At 63.0% G+C, this 15,860-nt stretch carries 21 protein-coding genes and 1 tRNA gene; 7 read left to right on the forward strand and 15 right to left on the reverse strand.

Annotation, left to right across the window (positions count from 1 at the left end; genetic code table 11):
- Together IB267_RS11610 and IB267_RS11615 are read right to left on the reverse strand one after the other, a co-directional pair.
- Window positions 1-738: an RlmE family RNA methyltransferase gene (locus tag IB267_RS11610; RefSeq protein WP_192447744.1), complete on the reverse strand. Its 738-nt coding sequence runs from the start codon at window positions 736-738 to the stop codon at window positions 1-3.
- Window positions 735-2,324, reverse strand: coding sequence for a Ppx/GppA phosphatase family protein (locus IB267_RS11615; RefSeq protein WP_192448304.1), 1,590 nt, complete (start codon window positions 2,322-2,324; stop codon window positions 735-737). The genes IB267_RS11610 and IB267_RS11615 overlap by 4 nt, the downstream gene beginning before the upstream one ends.
- Before the next feature lie 318 nt (window positions 2,325-2,642).
- Between IB267_RS11615 and IB267_RS11620 the strand changes: the two genes are divergently transcribed.
- Both IB267_RS11620 and IB267_RS11625 read left to right on the forward strand, forming a co-directional pair.
- Window positions 2,643-2,716: transfer RNA gene (locus IB267_RS11620), tRNA-Gln, on the forward strand.
- 285 nt (window positions 2,717-3,001) lie between these two features.
- Window positions 3,002-3,244, forward strand: a complete 243-nt coding sequence (locus IB267_RS11625; RefSeq protein ID WP_192447746.1) for a hypothetical protein — start codon at window positions 3,002-3,004, stop codon at window positions 3,242-3,244.
- Window positions 3,245-3,285: 41 nt separating this feature from the next.
- Here the strand turns inward: IB267_RS11625 and IB267_RS11630 are convergent, their stop codons facing one another.
- Complete coding sequence (locus IB267_RS11630; RefSeq protein WP_192448305.1) at window positions 3,286-4,422, reverse strand: fumarylacetoacetate hydrolase family protein; 1,137 nt, start codon at window positions 4,420-4,422, stop codon at window positions 3,286-3,288.
- A 251-nt stretch (window positions 4,423-4,673) separates the two neighbouring features.
- Between IB267_RS11630 and IB267_RS11635 the strand changes: the two genes are divergently transcribed.
- On the forward strand, window positions 4,674-5,102 hold the full coding sequence (locus IB267_RS11635; protein WP_192447748.1) for a hypothetical protein: 429 nt from the start codon (window positions 4,674-4,676) through the stop codon (window positions 5,100-5,102).
- 124 nt (window positions 5,103-5,226) lie between these two features.
- Here IB267_RS11635 and IB267_RS11640 read toward each other — a convergent pair whose 3' ends face one another.
- Window positions 5,227-5,844 (reverse strand): TetR/AcrR family transcriptional regulator, encoded by a 618-nt coding sequence (locus tag IB267_RS11640; protein ID WP_192447750.1) that lies wholly within the window; start codon window positions 5,842-5,844, stop codon window positions 5,227-5,229.
- 50 nt (window positions 5,845-5,894) lie between these two features.
- Between IB267_RS11640 and IB267_RS11645 the strand changes: the two genes are divergently transcribed.
- The gene (locus IB267_RS11645) at window positions 5,895-6,689 is read left to right on the forward strand and encodes an SDR family NAD(P)-dependent oxidoreductase (RefSeq protein ID WP_192447752.1); all 795 of its coding nucleotides are present in this window, start codon (window positions 5,895-5,897) and stop codon (window positions 6,687-6,689) included.
- A 69-nt stretch (window positions 6,690-6,758) separates the two neighbouring features.
- Here the strand turns inward: IB267_RS11645 and IB267_RS11650 are convergent, their stop codons facing one another.
- The 3 genes from IB267_RS11650 to IB267_RS11660 all read right to left on the reverse strand — a co-directional run bounded on the left by IB267_RS11650 (window position 6,759) and on the right by IB267_RS11660 (window position 8,902).
- Window positions 6,759-8,012, reverse strand: coding sequence for an FAD-binding oxidoreductase (locus IB267_RS11650; protein WP_192447753.1), 1,254 nt, complete (start codon window positions 8,010-8,012; stop codon window positions 6,759-6,761).
- Window positions 8,013-8,077: 65 nt separating this feature from the next.
- Window positions 8,078-8,581 (reverse strand): TIGR00645 family protein, encoded by a 504-nt coding sequence (locus IB267_RS11655; RefSeq protein WP_082006056.1) that lies wholly within the window; start codon window positions 8,579-8,581, stop codon window positions 8,078-8,080.
- A 156-nt stretch (window positions 8,582-8,737) separates the two neighbouring features.
- A complete protein-coding gene (locus IB267_RS11660) occupies window positions 8,738-8,902 on the reverse strand; it encodes a DUF1328 domain-containing protein (protein ID WP_034800864.1) in 165 nt (54 codons plus the stop codon).
- Between the two features lie 226 nt (window positions 8,903-9,128).
- Here IB267_RS11660 and IB267_RS11665 point away from each other — a divergent pair, with 226 nt between their 5' ends.
- Window positions 9,129-9,323 carry a hypothetical protein gene (locus tag IB267_RS11665; protein WP_192447755.1) on the forward strand — a complete coding sequence of 65 codons (195 nt, stop codon included), beginning with the start codon at window positions 9,129-9,131 and terminating at the stop codon, window positions 9,321-9,323.
- A gap of 105 nt (window positions 9,324-9,428) precedes the next feature.
- Here IB267_RS11665 and IB267_RS11670 read toward each other — a convergent pair whose 3' ends face one another.
- Entirely contained in the window at window positions 9,429-9,626 is a 198-nt protein-coding gene (locus IB267_RS11670) for a CsbD family protein (protein ID WP_192447756.1), read from the reverse strand.
- Between the two features lie 73 nt (window positions 9,627-9,699).
- A complete protein-coding gene (locus IB267_RS11675) occupies window positions 9,700-10,023 on the reverse strand; it encodes a hypothetical protein (protein WP_192447758.1) in 324 nt (107 codons plus the stop codon).
- 515 nt (window positions 10,024-10,538) lie between these two features.
- Here IB267_RS11675 and IB267_RS11680 point away from each other — a divergent pair.
- Window positions 10,539-10,787 (forward strand): glycine zipper domain-containing protein, encoded by a 249-nt coding sequence (locus IB267_RS11680; RefSeq protein WP_034800856.1) that lies wholly within the window; start codon window positions 10,539-10,541, stop codon window positions 10,785-10,787.
- Window positions 10,788-10,833: 46 nt separating this feature from the next.
- On the opposite strand, the gene IB267_RS11685 is transcribed toward IB267_RS11680, so the two are convergent.
- On the reverse strand, window positions 10,834-11,082 hold the full coding sequence (locus IB267_RS11685) for a NepR family anti-sigma factor (RefSeq protein ID WP_371742528.1): 249 nt from the start codon (window positions 11,080-11,082) through the stop codon (window positions 10,834-10,836).
- Window positions 11,083-11,238: 156 nt separating this feature from the next.
- Here IB267_RS11685 and IB267_RS11690 point away from each other — a divergent pair, with 156 nt between their 5' ends.
- Window positions 11,239-12,036, forward strand: coding sequence for a response regulator (locus tag IB267_RS11690; protein ID WP_192447760.1), 798 nt, complete (start codon window positions 11,239-11,241; stop codon window positions 12,034-12,036).
- Window positions 12,037-12,053: 17 nt separating this feature from the next.
- On the opposite strand, the gene IB267_RS11695 is transcribed toward IB267_RS11690, so the two are convergent.
- The 5 genes from IB267_RS11695 to IB267_RS11715 form a co-directional block, all read right to left on the reverse strand.
- A complete protein-coding gene (locus IB267_RS11695) occupies window positions 12,054-13,184 on the reverse strand; it encodes an AI-2E family transporter (RefSeq protein ID WP_371742538.1) in 1,131 nt (376 codons plus the stop codon).
- A gap of 137 nt (window positions 13,185-13,321) precedes the next feature.
- Entirely contained in the window at window positions 13,322-13,492 is a 171-nt protein-coding gene (locus IB267_RS11700; protein ID WP_090425577.1) for a hypothetical protein, read from the reverse strand.
- Window positions 13,493-13,669: 177 nt separating this feature from the next.
- Window positions 13,670-14,017 carry a RidA family protein gene (locus tag IB267_RS11705; RefSeq protein WP_025426006.1) on the reverse strand — a complete coding sequence of 116 codons (348 nt, stop codon included), beginning with the start codon at window positions 14,015-14,017 and terminating at the stop codon, window positions 13,670-13,672.
- Window positions 14,018-14,190: 173 nt separating this feature from the next.
- Window positions 14,191-15,021, reverse strand: coding sequence for an ABC transporter ATP-binding protein (locus IB267_RS11710; RefSeq protein WP_043618254.1), 831 nt, complete (start codon window positions 15,019-15,021; stop codon window positions 14,191-14,193).
- On the reverse strand, window positions 15,018-15,860 hold the full coding sequence (locus IB267_RS11715) for an ABC transporter ATP-binding protein (RefSeq protein ID WP_192447763.1): 843 nt from the start codon (window positions 15,858-15,860) through the stop codon (window positions 15,018-15,020). The genes IB267_RS11710 and IB267_RS11715 overlap by 4 nt, the downstream gene beginning before the upstream one ends.

The following is a 15,860-nucleotide window of genomic DNA, read 5'->3' on the forward strand; positions in this document are numbered from 1 at the left end:
CTATTCGGCCGCTTCGTCTTCGGCTTCGGTTTCGCTGGCGGTCTGCTGACGTCCCTTGAAGTCCTTGGCCAACAGGAACATCTCGACCGATTCGGCGCGCGAGGAGGCCGGCTTTACATGGATGACCTGCCGGAAATTCTGCTTGAGCATGTTGAGCAGCTCGCGCTCGGTGCCGCCCTGGAAGGTCTTCGCCAGGAAATGTCCACCCTTGCCCAGCACGTCGACGGCGAAATAGGCGGCGACCTCGCACAGATACATGGTGCGCAAGTGGTCGGTCTGGCGGTGGCCGGTCGTCGGCGCCGCCATGTCGGAGATCACCAGGTCCGGCGTTCCGCCGATCGCTTCCTTCAGTTTCGCCGGCGCCTCAGGATCGAGGAAATCCATCTGCAGGATGCGCACGCCCGGGATCGGGTCCACCTCTAGGAAGTCGATCGCGGCGACGCGCGGATCGGCATCGGTCGAATTGGTGACCTTGGCGGCGATCTGCGACCAGCTACCGGGCGCAGCGCCCAAGTCGATGATGCGGCGCGCGCCGTTCAGGATCTTGTGCTTCTCATCGATTTCCAGCAGCTTGAAGGCCGCACGGGCGCGATAGCCCTCGAGCTGCGCCCGCTGCACATAGGGGTCGTTGATGTGGCGCTCGATCCAGCGGCGGGAGGATGCCTTGAGCTTGCCCTTCTTGACCTTCTGGCCAAGCTTGCGGCCGCTGCGGTTGCCGCCGACAGGAGGTTTCGTCATTGTTTGTTTCCTTCGTGGCTGCCGGAGGCATTGGAGCCGCGCTGGTGGCGGCGCGGCCGAGAGCGGCGCCAGGCGCCGTCGTCCGCCATCATATCGGTGAGCAGGCCTTCGCGCAGGCCACGATCGGCGACGCGCATGCGGGTCGACGGCCAGCGCCGGCGGATCGCTTCGAGGATGGCGCAGCCGGCAAGCACCAGATCGGCGCGATCCGGGCCGATGCAGGGATTGGCGGCGCGTGCGTCGAAATCCCAGGACAGAAGCCGCGCCTGCATGGCCGAGACTTCATCGTCCGTCAGCCACAGGCCATCGACGCGACGGCGATCATAGCGCGGCAGATCGAGATGCACGCCGGCAAGCGTCGTCACCGTGCCCGACGTGCCGATCAGGTGGAAACCGCTGCCTGACGTGCCGTTCGCCAGAGCTTCGACGGGCGGGCTGTCGAAGCGGGAAAGCATGCCTTCCACTTCTTGCACCATCGCCTCGAAGCTTGCCGGCGTCACATGCTGGCCGCCATGGCGCTCCGAAAGCGTGACGACGCCGACCGGCAGCGAGGTCCAGTGGGTGATGTGGTTGGCGAGCCGGTTCGAGCGCGAATCACCGATGCGGATGACGGCGATCTCGGACGAGCCGCCGCCGATATCGAAGAGCACGACCGAGCGCGTCTCGCGGTCAACCAACGACGAGCAGCCGGAAACGGCAAGCCGTGCCTCTGTTTCACGGTTGATGATTTCGAGATCGAGACCGGTTTCGCTCGCAACCCGCTGAAGGAAGCTTTCACCGTTTTCAGCGGCGCGGGCAGCTTCCGTCGCAATCAGGCGGCTGCGGCGGATGGTACGGGCGCCGAGCTTCGACGCGCAGATCTTCAGGGCCTCGACGGCGCGCTCCATCGCCTCGTCCGACAGCCGGCCGCTGGCACCGAGCCCTTCGCCCAAGCGAACGATGCGCGAGAAGGCATCGACCACCCGGAACTGGCCGGGACGGGTCGGCTGCGCGATCAGCAGGCGGCAATTGTTTGTGCCGAGATCAAGCGCGGCATAGAGCGGCGCGGGAGGTTCGCCGGCGACAACATAGGGTGCACGCGGTTGTTCACCGCGATTGCCCGGCCGCGACTGCGCGCCCGCATGACTGCCGCCGGAAGGAGAAGCCTGCCGCGCATTGCCGCCACCATCGGCGCCACGCTGCGGCGCTGGCTGGCGCTCGCCGCTCGTCAGCGGGCGACCCTGCAGCCCACGGCGATGCTTGGCCTTCTTGCTGCGCTTGTGGCCCTTGCGTTCGCCAAGCGACGCATCGACGACCTGGACGCCGCTGTTTTGCGAGGCGGATCCGGCCTGAGCCTGCTGTTTCGCTGATTTCGAACGACGCCGCCGCTTGCGCTTGCGCGCCGGCTCCGTTTCGTTCTCTCCTGCGGGACGCCCTGACAAGCCGGCTGGGCCGGACTGGCTGGCAATTGCAGACGGCGAAGCAGACGACTTACGTCGTTTGCGCTTGCCCTTGCCGTTGCGCGGACCGAGCTTCGATCCATCACCCCGGCCTGCTGCCGACGCCCCGGATTCGGACGGCTTATCGCCGTGATCGGGGTCTTTCACTTGTTTCAACCATGGCGCCGCGCAAGGCCTTACGGCCGCTCAAGGCGCTCTCTCGATTTTTCGTTGGCGCGACTGTACCAGCGCAACCCCCATTCGCCAAACTTTTTTTGAGAACCGGCTTGTGCACAACAAAGGCGCCGGGCGCCCGAACCCAGCAAACACAACGGGTTGAGCATAAGGCCGCTTGTTCCGGTCACCCCTGATGGCTGCGATCTTCACTTCATGCGCGATTTTTTTTGCAAAAGGTATTTGCATCAGCCGCCGATTTGTTTATAAGCCCGCCAACCACACCGACGGGCTTCGCTCCGACGGCGGCTTTGGGGAATAGGTTAACGGTAGACCCACGGACTCTGACTCCGTTAGTCCTGGTTCGAATCCAGGTTCCCCAGCCAACTTTCACCGAGAATTCAATAAGACATCAATGACATGCGAAACGCTCACGCGTGACGGACGCTCGCTAATGCAATGTTTCGCCCGACGAACCAGACGGCCGAACTCGGCGAGCGACTCGTCTGGGCATGGCTGCCGTTACCCAACGGCAACGGCGCGCTTCCCGCGGCGAAATCAGCTGTAATACGCCCCCAAAACACTGCAGTTTCCGAGTTTGCGGATATTCAGACCTCTTAGAGAGGCGCATAATCTTCGCCGCCCACAATCGATCAGGCGGAGACAGGCCGATGCTCGAGACAAAAGCGGATGCGGCATATGCGATCGAGTACTTCCAGGAACACCCGGAAGCCGGGCTGTGCCGGGAAGGACGGCGCTGGTGGATAACACCGAACGCAAACGAGACCGATCGGCGGGTCCTCCGTATCGACAGCGCCGAAGCAGAGCGACTGAAGGAAGACGCCCGCCTTCAGGCCGTCGCTGACATCGCGCATGCGGGCCGGTCGCTCTGGATCATGCGCAACATGACATAGCTATCCGGCCGAGCGGGCGCGCTCGATCGTGGGCTTTCTGCTTACAGCAGCCCCCGTCCCGCAAGATTGCGCATCAGCGCCGCGGATCCAAAGCTCCAGGGCGCGCACTCCGTCGATAGCTTGACCGTATTGCTCAGCGATCCGAGTTCGGCGTTGGCGATCGTCACCACGTCGCCGCGCTTGTGGGTGAAGCCCTGGCCGGGATCGTCGCGATCCTCGACAGGGGCGAAGAGCGTGCCCATGAACAGCGCCAGGCCATCGGGATACTGGTGATGCGAACCGATCGTCTGGGCGACGAGGTCGCACGGATCGCGGCTGATCTCGGCCATCGAACTGCGGCCGGTCAGGCGGTAGCCGTCCTCGCCTTCGACCAGGAGGCTGAGTTCCGCCCGGCGGACATCGTCGATGGCGTAGCTTTCGTCGAAGAGCCGGATGAAGGGGCCGATGGCGCAGGAGGCGTTGTTGTCCTTGGCTTTGCCGAGAAGCAGCGCCGAGCGCCCCTCTATGTCGCGCAGGTTGACGTCATTGCCAAGGGTGGCACCCCTCACCTGGCCGCTTGAGGAAACCGCAAGCACGATCTCCGGCTCTGGGTTGTTCCAGCGCGAGGCCGGGTGCAGGCCGACATCGGCGCCCGGGCCGACCGCCGAGAGGACCTGCGCCTTGGTGAAGACCTCCGCGTCCGGGCCGATGCCGACCTCCAGATATTGCGACCAGACGCCCTCTTCGATGAGGGCTGCCTTGACGCGGGCCGCCTCGGGCGAACCAGGCTTCAGGTTTCGCAGACTGTCGCCGATGACGGCGGTGACGCGGGCTCGGATCGCTTCGGCGCGCGACGCATCGCCCGCCGCCCGCTCCTCGATGACGCGCTCGATCATCGAGCGCGCGAAGGTGACACCGCAGGCCTTTACCGCCTGGAGGTCCGAGGGCGCGATCAGGTGGGCATGCGCCGGGTCCGGTTTTCGCGCGAGGAATTCCTCGAGCGCGCCCAGGCGCTCACCCGGTGCGGTGCGGGCATGGTGAACCGGATCCGAAAGCTCGAGCAGGTCGCGCATGGTCGGCGTCGCCTTACTGGTGATGTCGCAGAGCGCTCCGTCGCGCAGAACGACAAGCGACGGCCCGGCCAAATCCGGCCGCCAGACCCGGCCGACAAAGGTGCCAGTGCGAAATGCCGGATCCATCATGTCTTCCATCCTCCCGTGAACACCTATTTCTTGCAGCGGAAGACGGGGCTGTAAAGCCGGCAGCGGCGCTCAGGCCTCCCTCCGGTTGCAGCATCCGGAACATTGCAAATCCTCATACGTTTATGCCTATGCCACGCGCCCTCCGGGCGCCCTTGTCGCGCAATCGCGACGGCGCGAAATCCGATGCCACGACTGCCGGGAAGGTTCAGGAGCAGTCGCATCAAGGCCAGGAGGACGCCAAGAAAAGGATGCACACAATGAACCAGCACGAGGAATTCAAGGACAAGCCCGTGATCGATCCGGTGACCGGACAGCCGCTGCCGCAGACTCAGATGAATGACGCGCCCCCGCCCCGCTCCGGCCGCAGCAACTGGCCGATTGTCATCATCCTTCTCGCCGGCCTGGTATTGGCGCTGATCGCCTGGCTGCCGGCCGAACTCAGCCGCGACACTGCCAACACGGCAGCGCCGCCGGCGACCACCGACCAGCCGGCAACCGGGACGACTGGCCAGGCCACACCGCCGGCCGATACGGCCACGCCCCCCGCCGGTGGAACAACGACCCAGCCGGCACCGGAAACGACGCCGCAACAGGGAACGCAGGCCCCTGAAACACAGGGCGCCACCCCGAACTCGACCCCTGGCACGACACCCGACATGACGCAGCCGGCGCCGTAAGCGAACGAGCTAGCGGAAAGTGGTGGGCCGGAGGTTTTGATCTCCGGCCTTCGCGTTGTCGTTCACTGAAACGAAAGCGCTGAGGCCGAATGACGGATCGGGTGTGTCCGTCCAACGTTGTCGGTCAGTGCGGCCGGGTGTTTGCGGAAATCATCGCGTCCCAGCCTGCTGCGGCGCAGTCGGCGATCGCAAGCAGGGTTTCCCGCGTAGCGCCATCGCGTGCCTGGATCGACATGCCGTGCTGCAGCGAGGCGACGTAGGCGGCAATCGCGGCGCAATCGACACCGGCAGGTAGGTCGCCCTCTTCGACTGCGCGCTCGAAACGCTGCTCCAGAGCCACCTGCTTCTCCAGTCGACGCAGCTTCAGAGCGTCGCAAACCTCCGCATCTCCACCTGCCATCTGCGGCGCGGAAAGAACCACCATGCAGCCTCTCGGCTCGCCCCGCTGGGTAAAGTTCGCAGCCGTGCGTCTCAGCAGGTCGTGCACCGCCGCCTTTGCGGTCGGAACCGCCTCCAGTTCATCCCAGATGCCGGCACCGTCGGTGCGGCCGTAAAGATCCACAGCCTCGATGAAGAGCTGCGCCTTGCTGCCGAAGGCCGCGTATAGGCTCGGTGGGTTCAATCCCATGACCCGGGTCAGGTCCGAAAGCGAGGTATTGTCATAACCCTTGTCCCAGAAGAGCTGCATGGCGCTTGCAAGCGCCTCGTCCCTCGAAAAACTGCGTGGCCGCCCGCGCCTCATCCTGGCTGATCCTTTTTGTATCGATCAATACATAAATCGCTTGACAGCGGATGGCAAGTCGCTTCCCTTTATATGTATCGATCACTACAGATTTGGAGAAGCCAGTGACGAGTTTGAAAGACAAGGTGGCCCTGGTAACGGGCGGCAGCCGCGGCATCGGTGCTGCGATCGCAAATCGCTTGGCGAGCGACGGCGCAACGGTGGCGGTGACCTACAGCCAGTCGAAAGAAAAGGCCGACGCGCTCGTGGCGGAGATCAAGCGGAATGGCGGCAGCGCGCTGGCAATCCGGGCGGACAACCGCGATCCGGGCGCGGTCGAGGCTGCCGTCAAGTCGGTTGCGGAGAAGCACGGTCGCATCGACATTCTCGTCAACAATGCCGGCATCTTCGATGCCGGGACAGTAGACGAGGTAACCGCGGCGGATTTCGACCGGACGATCGACGTCAATGTGAAGGCGGTGTTCCTTGCCACGCGCGCCGCGGCAGCGCACATGCCGGATGGCGGGCGCGTCATCACGATCGGCAGCAACCTTGCCGCCCGCGTCCCTTGGCCGGGCATGAGCCTGTATGTGCTGAGCAAAAGCGCGCTGATCGGCTTCACCAAGGCGGTGGCACGCGATCTCGGGCCGAACGGCATCACCGTCAACATCGTCCATCCGGGCTCGACCGACACGGACATGAACCCGGCCAATGGCGACCATGCCGGCCCGCAGCGCGGACTGATGGCGATCCCCCGCTTCAACGAGGCAAGCGACGTGGCAGGCGTCGTCGCCTGGCTGGCGGGGCCTGACGGCCGCAGCGTCACGGGCGCCGAATTCACCATCGACGGCGGCACCAACGCCTGATCAGCCAAAGAAAAGGCCGGAAACGCAGCTTCCGGCCCCCACTGCGTGATGCTGTGGCTTCGGACCTCGTCAGGCCAGGAAGCGCTCCGGCCGGTAGGGCGCGATGTCGATGACCGTCTTTTCACCGGTCATGGCTTCCGCCAGCGCCCGGCCGGTGACCGGCCCGAGCGTCATGCCGTGATGGGCGTGACCGAAGGCAAACCACAGACCCTCGTGACGCGGCGCCTTGCCGATCAGCGGCATCATGTCCGGCGTGCAGGGACGCGCGCCCATCCACGGTTCTTCGTCACGGCGTTCGGCTAGCGGGAAGAACTCGCGCGCCACCCGCTCGGCTCGCGTCAGTTGCACCGGCGTCTTCGGCGCGTCGCGCCAGGCAAATTCCGCGCCGGTCGTCAAACGGATGCCGCGCAGCATCGGCGCCAGGAAATAGCCCTTCTCGGCATCGAGCACCCAGTTGTTGAGTTGCGCGCCCTCCTGCGTGCCATAGTGCATGTGGTAGCCGCGCTTCACGGCCAGCGGGAAATGGTAACCGAGCTTGCGGGTAACCGTATCGGCCCAGGGGCCGAGCGCCACGACGACTTCGCGCGTCTCCAGCGGCCCTTCCGGGGTGGCGACACGCCAGCCGGGACCTTCGAGCACATGTTCGGTCGTCGCCGCATCGCCGGAAATGAGCCGGCCGCCGAGCGACTGGAAGTAAGCGAGATAGGCCTTGTTGAGGCTGTGCGGATCGCGGATCGACCAGGGATCGCTCCAGCGCAGGCCACCAACGAGATCCGCCTTGATCGACGGTTCCAGCGTCTTCAACTCGCTGGTCGAAAGCTTCTGGTGGTTGACGCCGAAGCCGGCCGAGAGCTTTTCCGCTTCCTTGTACGCGGCGTCGCGCTCCTTCTCGGTGCGAAACACCTTCATCCAGCCATCCTTGCGGATGAGCTCGCCGGCACCGGACGCCTCGATCAGATCCTGGTGTTCGCTGATCGAATGCTCGATCAGCGGTGCATAGAGCTGGGCGATGCGCCGGTGCTGGGTGAAACCGGAGTGCCACCAGTAGCGCGCCAGGAACGGCACCAGGCCCGGCAGGGCGCGGAAATGGTAATGGGCGTCGATGGTGTTGTTGAGCGCGTAGCGAAAGAGCGCCCCGAAATCATGCGGGAAACCGTAGGGAAAGACGCCCTCGCGCTGGATCAGGCCGGCATTGCCATAGGAGGTTTCCTCGCCGGGGCCGCGACGGTCGAGCAGCACCACCGACTTGCCGCGGCGGGCGAGATGGATGGCGGTGGAGATGCCGACGATGCCGGCGCCCAGGACCACTACGTCAGTCTTCATCTAAAGGCTGCCCCGTTGCACGATCAAGACAAGCCGCGGCTTTGCGTCGGGCCGCGGCACCAATATCACTTCTTCTTCAGCGCAGTCATGATCTGCTCGAGATAGCCGAGCAACACGGCCGATACGACGAAGGCAAGATGTATGATCGTCGCCCACATCAGCTGTTCGCTCGAATATTGCTGCGCGTTCAAGAAGATCTGCAGCAGGTGGATCGAGGAAATGGCCACGATCGACGACGCGACCTTGATCTTCAGGCTGCCGGAATCGAGTTTACCGAGGAAGGAGACCTCCGCGTCGCCTTCGTCGAAGCGGCTGACGAAGTTCTCGTACCCTGAAATCATCACCATCACGATCAGGCTGGCAACCAGCGCGGCATCGATCAGGGCGAGCATCGCCAGGATCATCTCCGCATCGTCATAGACGAAGACCATGCTGGCGATCTTGAACAGCTTGAAGGCGAACGAGATGCCGTAAAGGGCGAGCGCGGCTACCAGGCCAAGATAGAAGATGACGAGGAGCCAGCGGCTGGAGAGGATGATCCGCTCGACGAGCAGTTCCAGCGATTTCATGGTGTTCGGTTCCTCAAGGCTATTGCGACGGTTTCGGCATCAATAGCCAAGCAGGCAGGCAAGGGCAAGCAAGACGATCCAGCCCCAAACGCACCAAGGGCGGCCGTAACGCCGCCCATTTTCATCCATTCGTATCCGCTCAAATTCGGGCTCCGGTCAGCCGCGGCGGACGAGGCCAGCAACGAGCGAAATCACCAGGAAGACCAGGAAAAGGAAGAAGAGGATCTGCGCGATGCCCGCGGACGTGCCGGCAATACCCCCAAACCCAAGTACACCCGCTATGATTGCCACAACGAGGAAGACAAGCGCATAGTATAACATAGCAATTCTCCTTGCCTAAATCACTGCAAAGCAAACGCCATAGCTTTCAATTTGTTCCAGTCATCGATCAAAATCGGCGCGCAGAATTCCGCGGCTTCACTCGACATTAATATTCTGTTTACGATGAAAGACGAAAGAGTCCCAAATCGGCACGGTTTGCACCGGAAATGCCCGGAACCTTCGCAATACTCTGACGTTCTTCATCCATGGAACACGCAGGGTCGAAATGAAGATGCCGACAGCACACATCTGGAAAACGGCGATCGAAGCCGGACGGGAGCGGACGCATCTCTCCGATAGAAATCTTCACATCGGAAAAACGATGCGCGACCTATACACCGACGGCGGCGAAAAGAGCGCCAAGCTTCAGTCTCTGCTGGAAGAACTCCGCAAGCGAGAGGCCAAGGCAAAGAAGAAATAAGCGCGATGCGCACCAAAAACAAAAGCCGCGCGACAGATGCCGCGCGGCTTTTGCTTTGGCGGTTGTTCTTCCAGGAAAGAAGAGTAACTGCGTTCCTCGAACCATCTAACGGCGGGACATCCAGTCGTCGATCTGGCGCTCCGCCTCGTCACGCGCGACGCCGTACCGCGACTGGATCCGTCCGGCGAGTTCTTCCCTGCGGCCATCGATGACATCGAGGTCGTCATTGGTGAGCTTACCCCACTGCGTCTGAACCTTGCCCTTCAGCTCGTGCCATTTGCCTTCAACAATATCCCAGTTCATTTTCCGTCCTTCCGGTTGATGCGGCCGCCCGGTGCAGTTGCGCTTGGGCAATTGCGCTGGGCGGCCGGTGAAATCAGTTGCGAGTCCTGGCGCCGACGTCGTGGCGCGCGGCTAAGGCGTAGCTGCCGTCATCGATCTTGACCTTGACCTGAAGCCGGCCAGGCGCCTTCACTTTCCATTCGATGGTCGCGTCTTCCACGAACAGCGCCGGATCGACTTCCGCGCAGGCGCCATAGGCATGTTTGAAGGTCGTTCCTGTCGCCTCGATCGCGGGCGAAAGCAGTTCGCGGCATTCGTCCACGGTTTCGAAAGCCACGGTGGGCGCCGGCACTTCGCGGCAGGCCTCTGTCGTCTGCATGCAGCCGACCAGGATCATGATAGCGGCAATATGTTCCATTCGCATGCTCCCTTCCGTCAAACTCCAACAGCAAACGGCAACGCACGATCTGCGGTTCCGAAAAGAGGCGCGAAATATTTCCCGGAACTTTGGCGCGAGCTGCGCGTTTGGGCGCCCGTCAAAAGCCCCCATCGGCGGTTAGGAGACGGTCGAAAACCTGCATCCATTCGCAGCGTTCAACAGGGCGCGAGGGCGCGCAACGGCGACTGCCACCGACCATCGGCCATACCAATAATGGAACAAAAACGCCGCGCTCTCGTTTTCGCAACGATAACAAGCGCTGCGACCGCGGCCGAGCGACGGAGGAGATACTGGCGAGGCAAGGACACACCACAAGGAGCTCGCCCCATTGCGAGCGCCGAACGGTTACATCAAAGGTCGATCGGGACGGCGCGGTAGCGGGTACGGGCTATGCCTCATTGTCGTCATTCTGTTCGTCACCAGTCGCGGGCAAATCGATTTCACCGAAAATTGATTCTCAGTTCAACAAAGCAACCCTCGGATAGGAACGCGTCATGAAGAAGATACTTATCGTAGCAAGCCTGATCCTGCCCCTCGCGGCATGCACGCAGACAGAAAAGGGCGCGGCGATCGGTGCAACCGGCGGCGCGATCGTCGGCGGCGCCGCGACGGGCAACGTCAGGGGCGCGGCCGTGGGCGCTGCCATCGGCGGTGTTGCCGGTGCGCTGATCGGCAATGCCAACGAGCCGGGCCGCTGCATCTATCGCGACCGCTACGGCCGCCGCTACGAAGCCGCCTGCTGATCGGCGCATCTCACGAAGAAACGGGCAATTGCCCGTTTCTTCCCCCTCAGAGCGAAACCCCACCCTTCGACGGGCCTTTGGCCGCAGCTTCCGCTTCATCCAGTTTTTCAAGAAGATTGAGAAATAGTTCCGGAACGGGCTCCTGCTCGAGCGACCGATAGAACGCCTTCAAGCTGGCGCCGATCGAGCCGCCGATATCACGCGTTTCGGCCGTGCCGCCGCGCCGTTGGCTCGCGCCTTCATGCTTTCCGGTTTCATCGTCCATGCTGCGTTCCACCACCGCTTCGTCCTTCACGGTTTTGCTGCCTGCGCGAAATCGCCGGCACACCGTTCGAACACGTCCCCCATTTGCTCTAAGCCGAAAAACGTGTTCAAAACATCCATCTATTCCGCCACATACCCCCTATCCTCAGAAATCAAACGAATCGCATTGCACGTAAGGAAGTCGTTGATGTCACTTTCGACCCGGATTGCGCCCCACCTGCCCTTTCTGCGCCGTTACGCGCGGGCCGTTACAGGCTCGCAGGCCGCAGGCGACGGGTATGTGGCCGCGGTTCTCGAAGCCCTGATCGAGGACATCAGCCTCTTTCCGGAAGCCTCGAACGACCGGATCAGCCTCTACAAGCTGTTCTGCTCACAGTTCGAAAAGATCTCGATTGACCGCAGCGAAAACACCTCGCCGTTCGCATGGGAGAAGCAGGCTGCCGCCAATCTGTCGCTGATCGCGCCTGTGCCGCGCCAGGCGTTTCTGCTCGTGTCGGTCGAGGGATTTTCCATCGCCGATGCGGCCGAGGTCATGAGCCTGAGCCAAGCCGAATTTTCGAAGCTGCTGACCGTCGCCTCGGAGGACATCTCGCGCCAGGTCGCAACCGACGTCCTGATCATCGAGGACGAGCCGCTGATCGCGCTCGATATCGAGGATATGGTGACCAGCCTCGGCCACCGCGTGACCGGGATCGCCCGCACCCACGGCGAGGCGCTCGATCTCTACCGCAAGACCTCCCCGAAGATGGTCCTGGCCGACATCCAGCTTGCCGATGGCAGCTCGGGCATCGACGCCGTCAACGAGATCCTCACACAGGCCACGGTGCCGGTGATCTTCATCACCGCCTTCCCGGAACGGCTGCTGACAGGCAAGCGGCCGGAGCCGGCTTTCCTCGTGACCAAACCATTCAATCCGGACATGGTGAAGGCACTGATCAGCCAGGCGCTGTTCTTCGACGAGCACGCACGCTCTGCCCGGCGCTAGGCCGGGCAACATTTCCGTTATCCAGGGAGCTGCCGTTCCGGCGGCTGGTCGGTGATTTCCTCGACAATGGCGAGAACGATGAGAGAGAGCGGCAGTGCCAGCATGGCGCCGACCGCTCCCCACATCCAGGTCCAGAACACGATCGCCAAAAAGATCAGGAACGGGTTCACCTCGAGTTCGTTGCCGAGGATCGCCGGAATGGCAAGGTTTTCCATCGCAAGGTGGACCACAAAGAAGGCTATGGCCGGCGCCAATGCCAGCCACAGCACCTCGTGCGTCATCAGCCCCGCCACCAGCAGGCTCAGCGTCATCGCGGTCACGCCGAGATAGGGAATGAAGCTGGAGACGAAAGCGAACAGACCCCACAGCGGCGCCATGCCCAGGCCGCCGACAAACGCGATCACCGTCGTCACCAAGCCGAGCGAGAGATAGATCACGCTGGCGATCGAGAAGTATCGCGCCAACGCATCCTCGATGCCGTTCATGATGCGAATGGCGCTAAGCCGCCGCTCACGGCTGGCAAAGGCAAGGATGACTGCCTTGCGCAGTTGCAGCCGCCCGAGCAGGAACAGGCCGAGTGCCGCGAGGAAAATGAGGGTCTGCACCAACGCGGGCGTCAGCCCGGCTGCGGTGGCGGCAAGCATCGGTCCGGCATTCTTCATGACGGTGTCAGCAATCGCATCGTTACCGATGCTACGCGCGACGGCCAGCCGAAGCCACTCGAACCGATCGATGAACGGCATCACCCGCGCCACCACGCTCTCGGCGAGCTTCGGCGCCTCGGAGGCGAGCGCCGTCAACGGGCCGAGAAGCGCATTGACGAGCCATGACAGGCCGGTGACGAAGATGCTCGCCAACAGCAGCCCCCCGAAGATCGGCGGCAGACCGTAACGCGCCAGCCCGTCGGCGGTCCGCCCGAGCACCACTCCGACGACGATCGCCAGCGTGATTGGCAGCAGGATCGTTTCCATGGCGTAGATGCCCGCACATGCGGCAATGGCGAAAAGGCCGATGATGCTCCAGGCGACCATCAGGTCGATGCCGTCGCGCCGCGGAGCGGTCGATGGCGCCGCCGTCGCGACTGCAGCCTCTTCCTCGACGATCCGCCGCGCGCGCTTGCGCTGCTGGGCGGCACCCGCCCCCCGCAGCGTAGTCGCGATCATTCCGCGCCGTCCCTCGGCCAGGGCGGCGCGCGGGTCGTTCGCGTTTCCGGTCAACAGATCGGGCCGCCCTGTCTTTTGCTCGGGCCCTGATTGCGGCACATCGCGTGATTGATCTTGCACGGTCAATGGTGTTCCGGCGGGAAGACATGCAGGGTCAGCGACAACAGGCCGAGCCCCAGGATGATGACGAGCAAGGTATGGGCGACACCTGCGGCGGTGTAGGGAACGAGCCCGAAACCGATCATGACACCCGCCAGGAGAAGGACACAGACACGGGGCAGCCAGTAGAGCATTGACAGTCCTCCCAATGGTGGCGGCCGGTTTTGGCCTGCTTCTTCGGATCTGACACTTAACGTGCCGGCGCGCCGTTTGGTTCCGCGCAAGGGAGCTGGAATGGGAACGAAAAACGCCGCCGGATGGCAATCCGGCGGCGCAGGAATAAGAAGACGGAAAATTCCCGTAGTGCAGCCTTAGGCGGCAGCGGCGACGACGATGACTTCGACGAGGTATTCCGGGGTCGCGAGCTTGGCTTCGCCGGTGGCGCGAGCCGGGGTGTTGCCCTGCGGTGCCCAGGCGTCCCAGACCGAGTTCATCTTCGGGAAGTCTGCCATGTCGGCGAGCCAGATGGTGGCCGAAAGGATGCGGGTCTTGTCGGTGCCGGCGAGCGCCAGAAGACGGTCGACTTCGGCAAGCGCCTGCTTCGTCTGCGTCACGACATCGTCACCGGCGTTGCCGACCTGGCCAGCGAGGTAGACGGTGTTGTTGTAGACGACGGCCTGGCTCATACGGGGGCCGGTTTCGAAACGCTTGATTTCCATGGACGTGTTCCTGAGGTTGGGCCGGACGATCTGTCCGGCCGAAAAGCGGCTGCCCGCCGCCGAAAGGCGAGAGTTGAAGGCGGCGCGACACCTCTACACCATCATGCCCTCAAGTCAAAGAAGCCGGGAACGATGTCCCGGCTTCCCGTTTCATTGACGCTAGATCGACGAGATCAAGCCGCCTGCTTCTTCTTGGCGAGACGCGCCTTGATGCTCTCGACATCCGCACGCGGCGTCGCTGCAAACAGCGTCTTGGTGTAGCTGTGCTTCGGATCGGCAAAGACCTCGTCGCGGCTGCCGTATTCGACCGCTTCGCCGAAATACATCACCATGACATCGTCAGCGATGTAGCGCACGACCGACAGGTCGTGGCTGATGAAGACGTAGGTGAGCTTCAGTTCGTCCTGAAGGTCGGCGAGCAGGTTCAGCACCTGTGCCTGAACCGACAGGTCGAGCGCCGAGACCGGCTCGTCGAGCACCAGCAGCTTCGGGTTCAGCATCAACGCACGTGCAATGGCGATACGCTGGCGCTGGCCGCCCGAAAACATGTGCGGATAGCGGTTGAAGTGCAGCTCGGTGAGGCCGACCTTTTTCAGCATCGTCATCGCCCGGTCGCGACGTTCGTCGGCCGGCGTGTCGGTGTTGATGACCAGCGGTTCCATCAGGATGTCGCCGATCTTCTGGCGCGGGTTGAGCGAGCCATAGGGGTTCTGGAAGACGATCTGCACCTTGCGGCGCATCTCCGGCGTCATGTCGCCCTTGGAGATATCGATCTTCTTGCCCTCGATCAGAAGGTCGCCCGAGGTTGCCGGATCGATCAGGGTGAGGATGCGGCCGAGCGTAGACTTGCCGCAGCCGCTTTCGCCGACGATCGCCAGCGTCTTGCCCTCTTCGACGGAAAAGCTCACGCCTTTCAGCGCGTGAACCGTCTTTGCCTTTTTGATGAGGCCGCCGGGGATATGGTAGTCGCGCACCAGATTGCGCGCTTCGAGGATCACGCTCATTGGGCCGCTCCTTCGTCGACGAAGAGTTCGGAAATCGTCGGCAGACGATCGCCGGTCGCGTTGTCAGGCAGAGCCGCCAAAAGTGCGCGCGTGTAGTTGCTCTTCGGGTTTTCGAAGAGCGTCAGCACGTCGGCCTCTTCCATCTTGCGGCCCTTGTACTGCACGACCACCCGGTCGGCGGTCTCGGCGACCACGCCCATGTTGTGCGTGATCATGATCAGGCCCATCTTGTGCTCGGCCTGAAGCTTCATCAGCAAATCGAGGATCTGCTTCTGGATCGTCACGTCGAGCGCGGTGGTCGGCTCGTCGGCAATGAGCAGCTTCGGATTGCAGGCGATCGCGATCGCGATCATCACGCGCTGGCACTGGCCGCCCGACATCTGGTGCGGATAGTGGCTGAGCCGCTCGGCCGGATCGGGAATACCGACCGCCTCGAACAGTTCGATCGCCCGCTTGCGCCGACCGGCCTTGTCGAGACCCATGTGGATGCGCAGCACTTCCTCGATCTGGAAGCCGACGGTGAAGCAAGGGTTGAGGCTGGCGATCGGCTCCTGGAAGATCATGGCAATGTCCTTGCCGACGATCTTGCGCTTTTCGCTGGCCGACATGCCCAAGAGGTCGCGACCGTTGAAGGTGAGCTTGTCTGCCGTCACCTTCGCCGTCCAGGGCAGAAGCCCCATGGCGGCCAGCATCGACACGGACTTGCCCGAGCCGCTCTCGCCGACGATCGCAAGCACTTCGCCTTCATGGACCTTCATCGATACGCCGTTGACGGCGCGGAAGGGACCGGAGGCCGTCTGGAATTCGACGACCAGGTTTTCGATTTCAAGAAGCGCCAT

It is taken from the genome of Ensifer sp. ENS09 (genome assembly GCF_014852425.1).
Lineage (GTDB): Bacteria > Pseudomonadota > Alphaproteobacteria > Rhizobiales > Rhizobiaceae > Ensifer.

Coding starts and splice junctions, on each gene's coding strand:
- IB267_RS11710 (WP_043618254.1), bottom strand. CDS start 15,021: ATGAGCGTGATCCTCGAAGCGCGCAATCTGGTGCGCGACTACCATATC.
- IB267_RS11630 (WP_192448305.1), bottom strand. CDS start 4,422: ATGGATCCGGCATTTCGCACTGGCACCTTTGTCGGCCGGGTCTGGCGG.
- IB267_RS11705 (WP_025426006.1), bottom strand. CDS start 14,017: ATGGAAATCAAGCGTTTCGAAACCGGCCCCCGTATGAGCCAGGCCGTC.
- IB267_RS11635 (WP_192447748.1), top strand. CDS start 4,674: ATGCACACAATGAACCAGCACGAGGAATTCAAGGACAAGCCCGTGATC.
- IB267_RS11675 (WP_192447758.1), bottom strand. CDS start 10,023: ATGGAACATATTGCCGCTATCATGATCCTGGTCGGCTGCATGCAGACG.
- IB267_RS11610 (WP_192447744.1), bottom strand. CDS start 738: ATGACGAAACCTCCTGTCGGCGGCAACCGCAGCGGCCGCAAGCTTGGC.
- IB267_RS11645 (WP_192447752.1), top strand. CDS start 5,895: ATGGCAAGTCGCTTCCCTTTATATGTATCGATCACTACAGATTTGGAG.
- IB267_RS11625 (WP_192447746.1), top strand. CDS start 3,002: ATGCTCGAGACAAAAGCGGATGCGGCATATGCGATCGAGTACTTCCAG.
- IB267_RS11660 (WP_034800864.1), bottom strand. CDS start 8,902: ATGTTATACTATGCGCTTGTCTTCCTCGTTGTGGCAATCATAGCGGGT.
- IB267_RS11690 (WP_192447760.1), top strand. CDS start 11,239: ATGTCACTTTCGACCCGGATTGCGCCCCACCTGCCCTTTCTGCGCCGT.
- IB267_RS11670 (WP_192447756.1), bottom strand. CDS start 9,626: ATGAACTGGGATATTGTTGAAGGCAAATGGCACGAGCTGAAGGGCAAG.
- IB267_RS11665 (WP_192447755.1), top strand. CDS start 9,129: ATGAAGATGCCGACAGCACACATCTGGAAAACGGCGATCGAAGCCGGA.
- IB267_RS11700 (WP_090425577.1), bottom strand. CDS start 13,492: ATGCTCTACTGGCTGCCCCGTGTCTGTGTCCTTCTCCTGGCGGGTGTC.
- IB267_RS11655 (WP_082006056.1), bottom strand. CDS start 8,581: ATGAAATCGCTGGAACTGCTCGTCGAGCGGATCATCCTCTCCAGCCGC.
- IB267_RS11650 (WP_192447753.1), bottom strand. CDS start 8,012: ATGAAGACTGACGTAGTGGTCCTGGGCGCCGGCATCGTCGGCATCTCC.
- IB267_RS11680 (WP_034800856.1), top strand. CDS start 10,539: ATGAAGAAGATACTTATCGTAGCAAGCCTGATCCTGCCCCTCGCGGCA.
- IB267_RS11640 (WP_192447750.1), bottom strand. CDS start 5,844: ATGAGGCGCGGGCGGCCACGCAGTTTTTCGAGGGACGAGGCGCTTGCA.
- IB267_RS11715 (WP_192447763.1), bottom strand. CDS start 15,860: ATGGCGCTTCTTGAAATCGAAAACCTGGTCGTCGAATTCCAGACGGCC.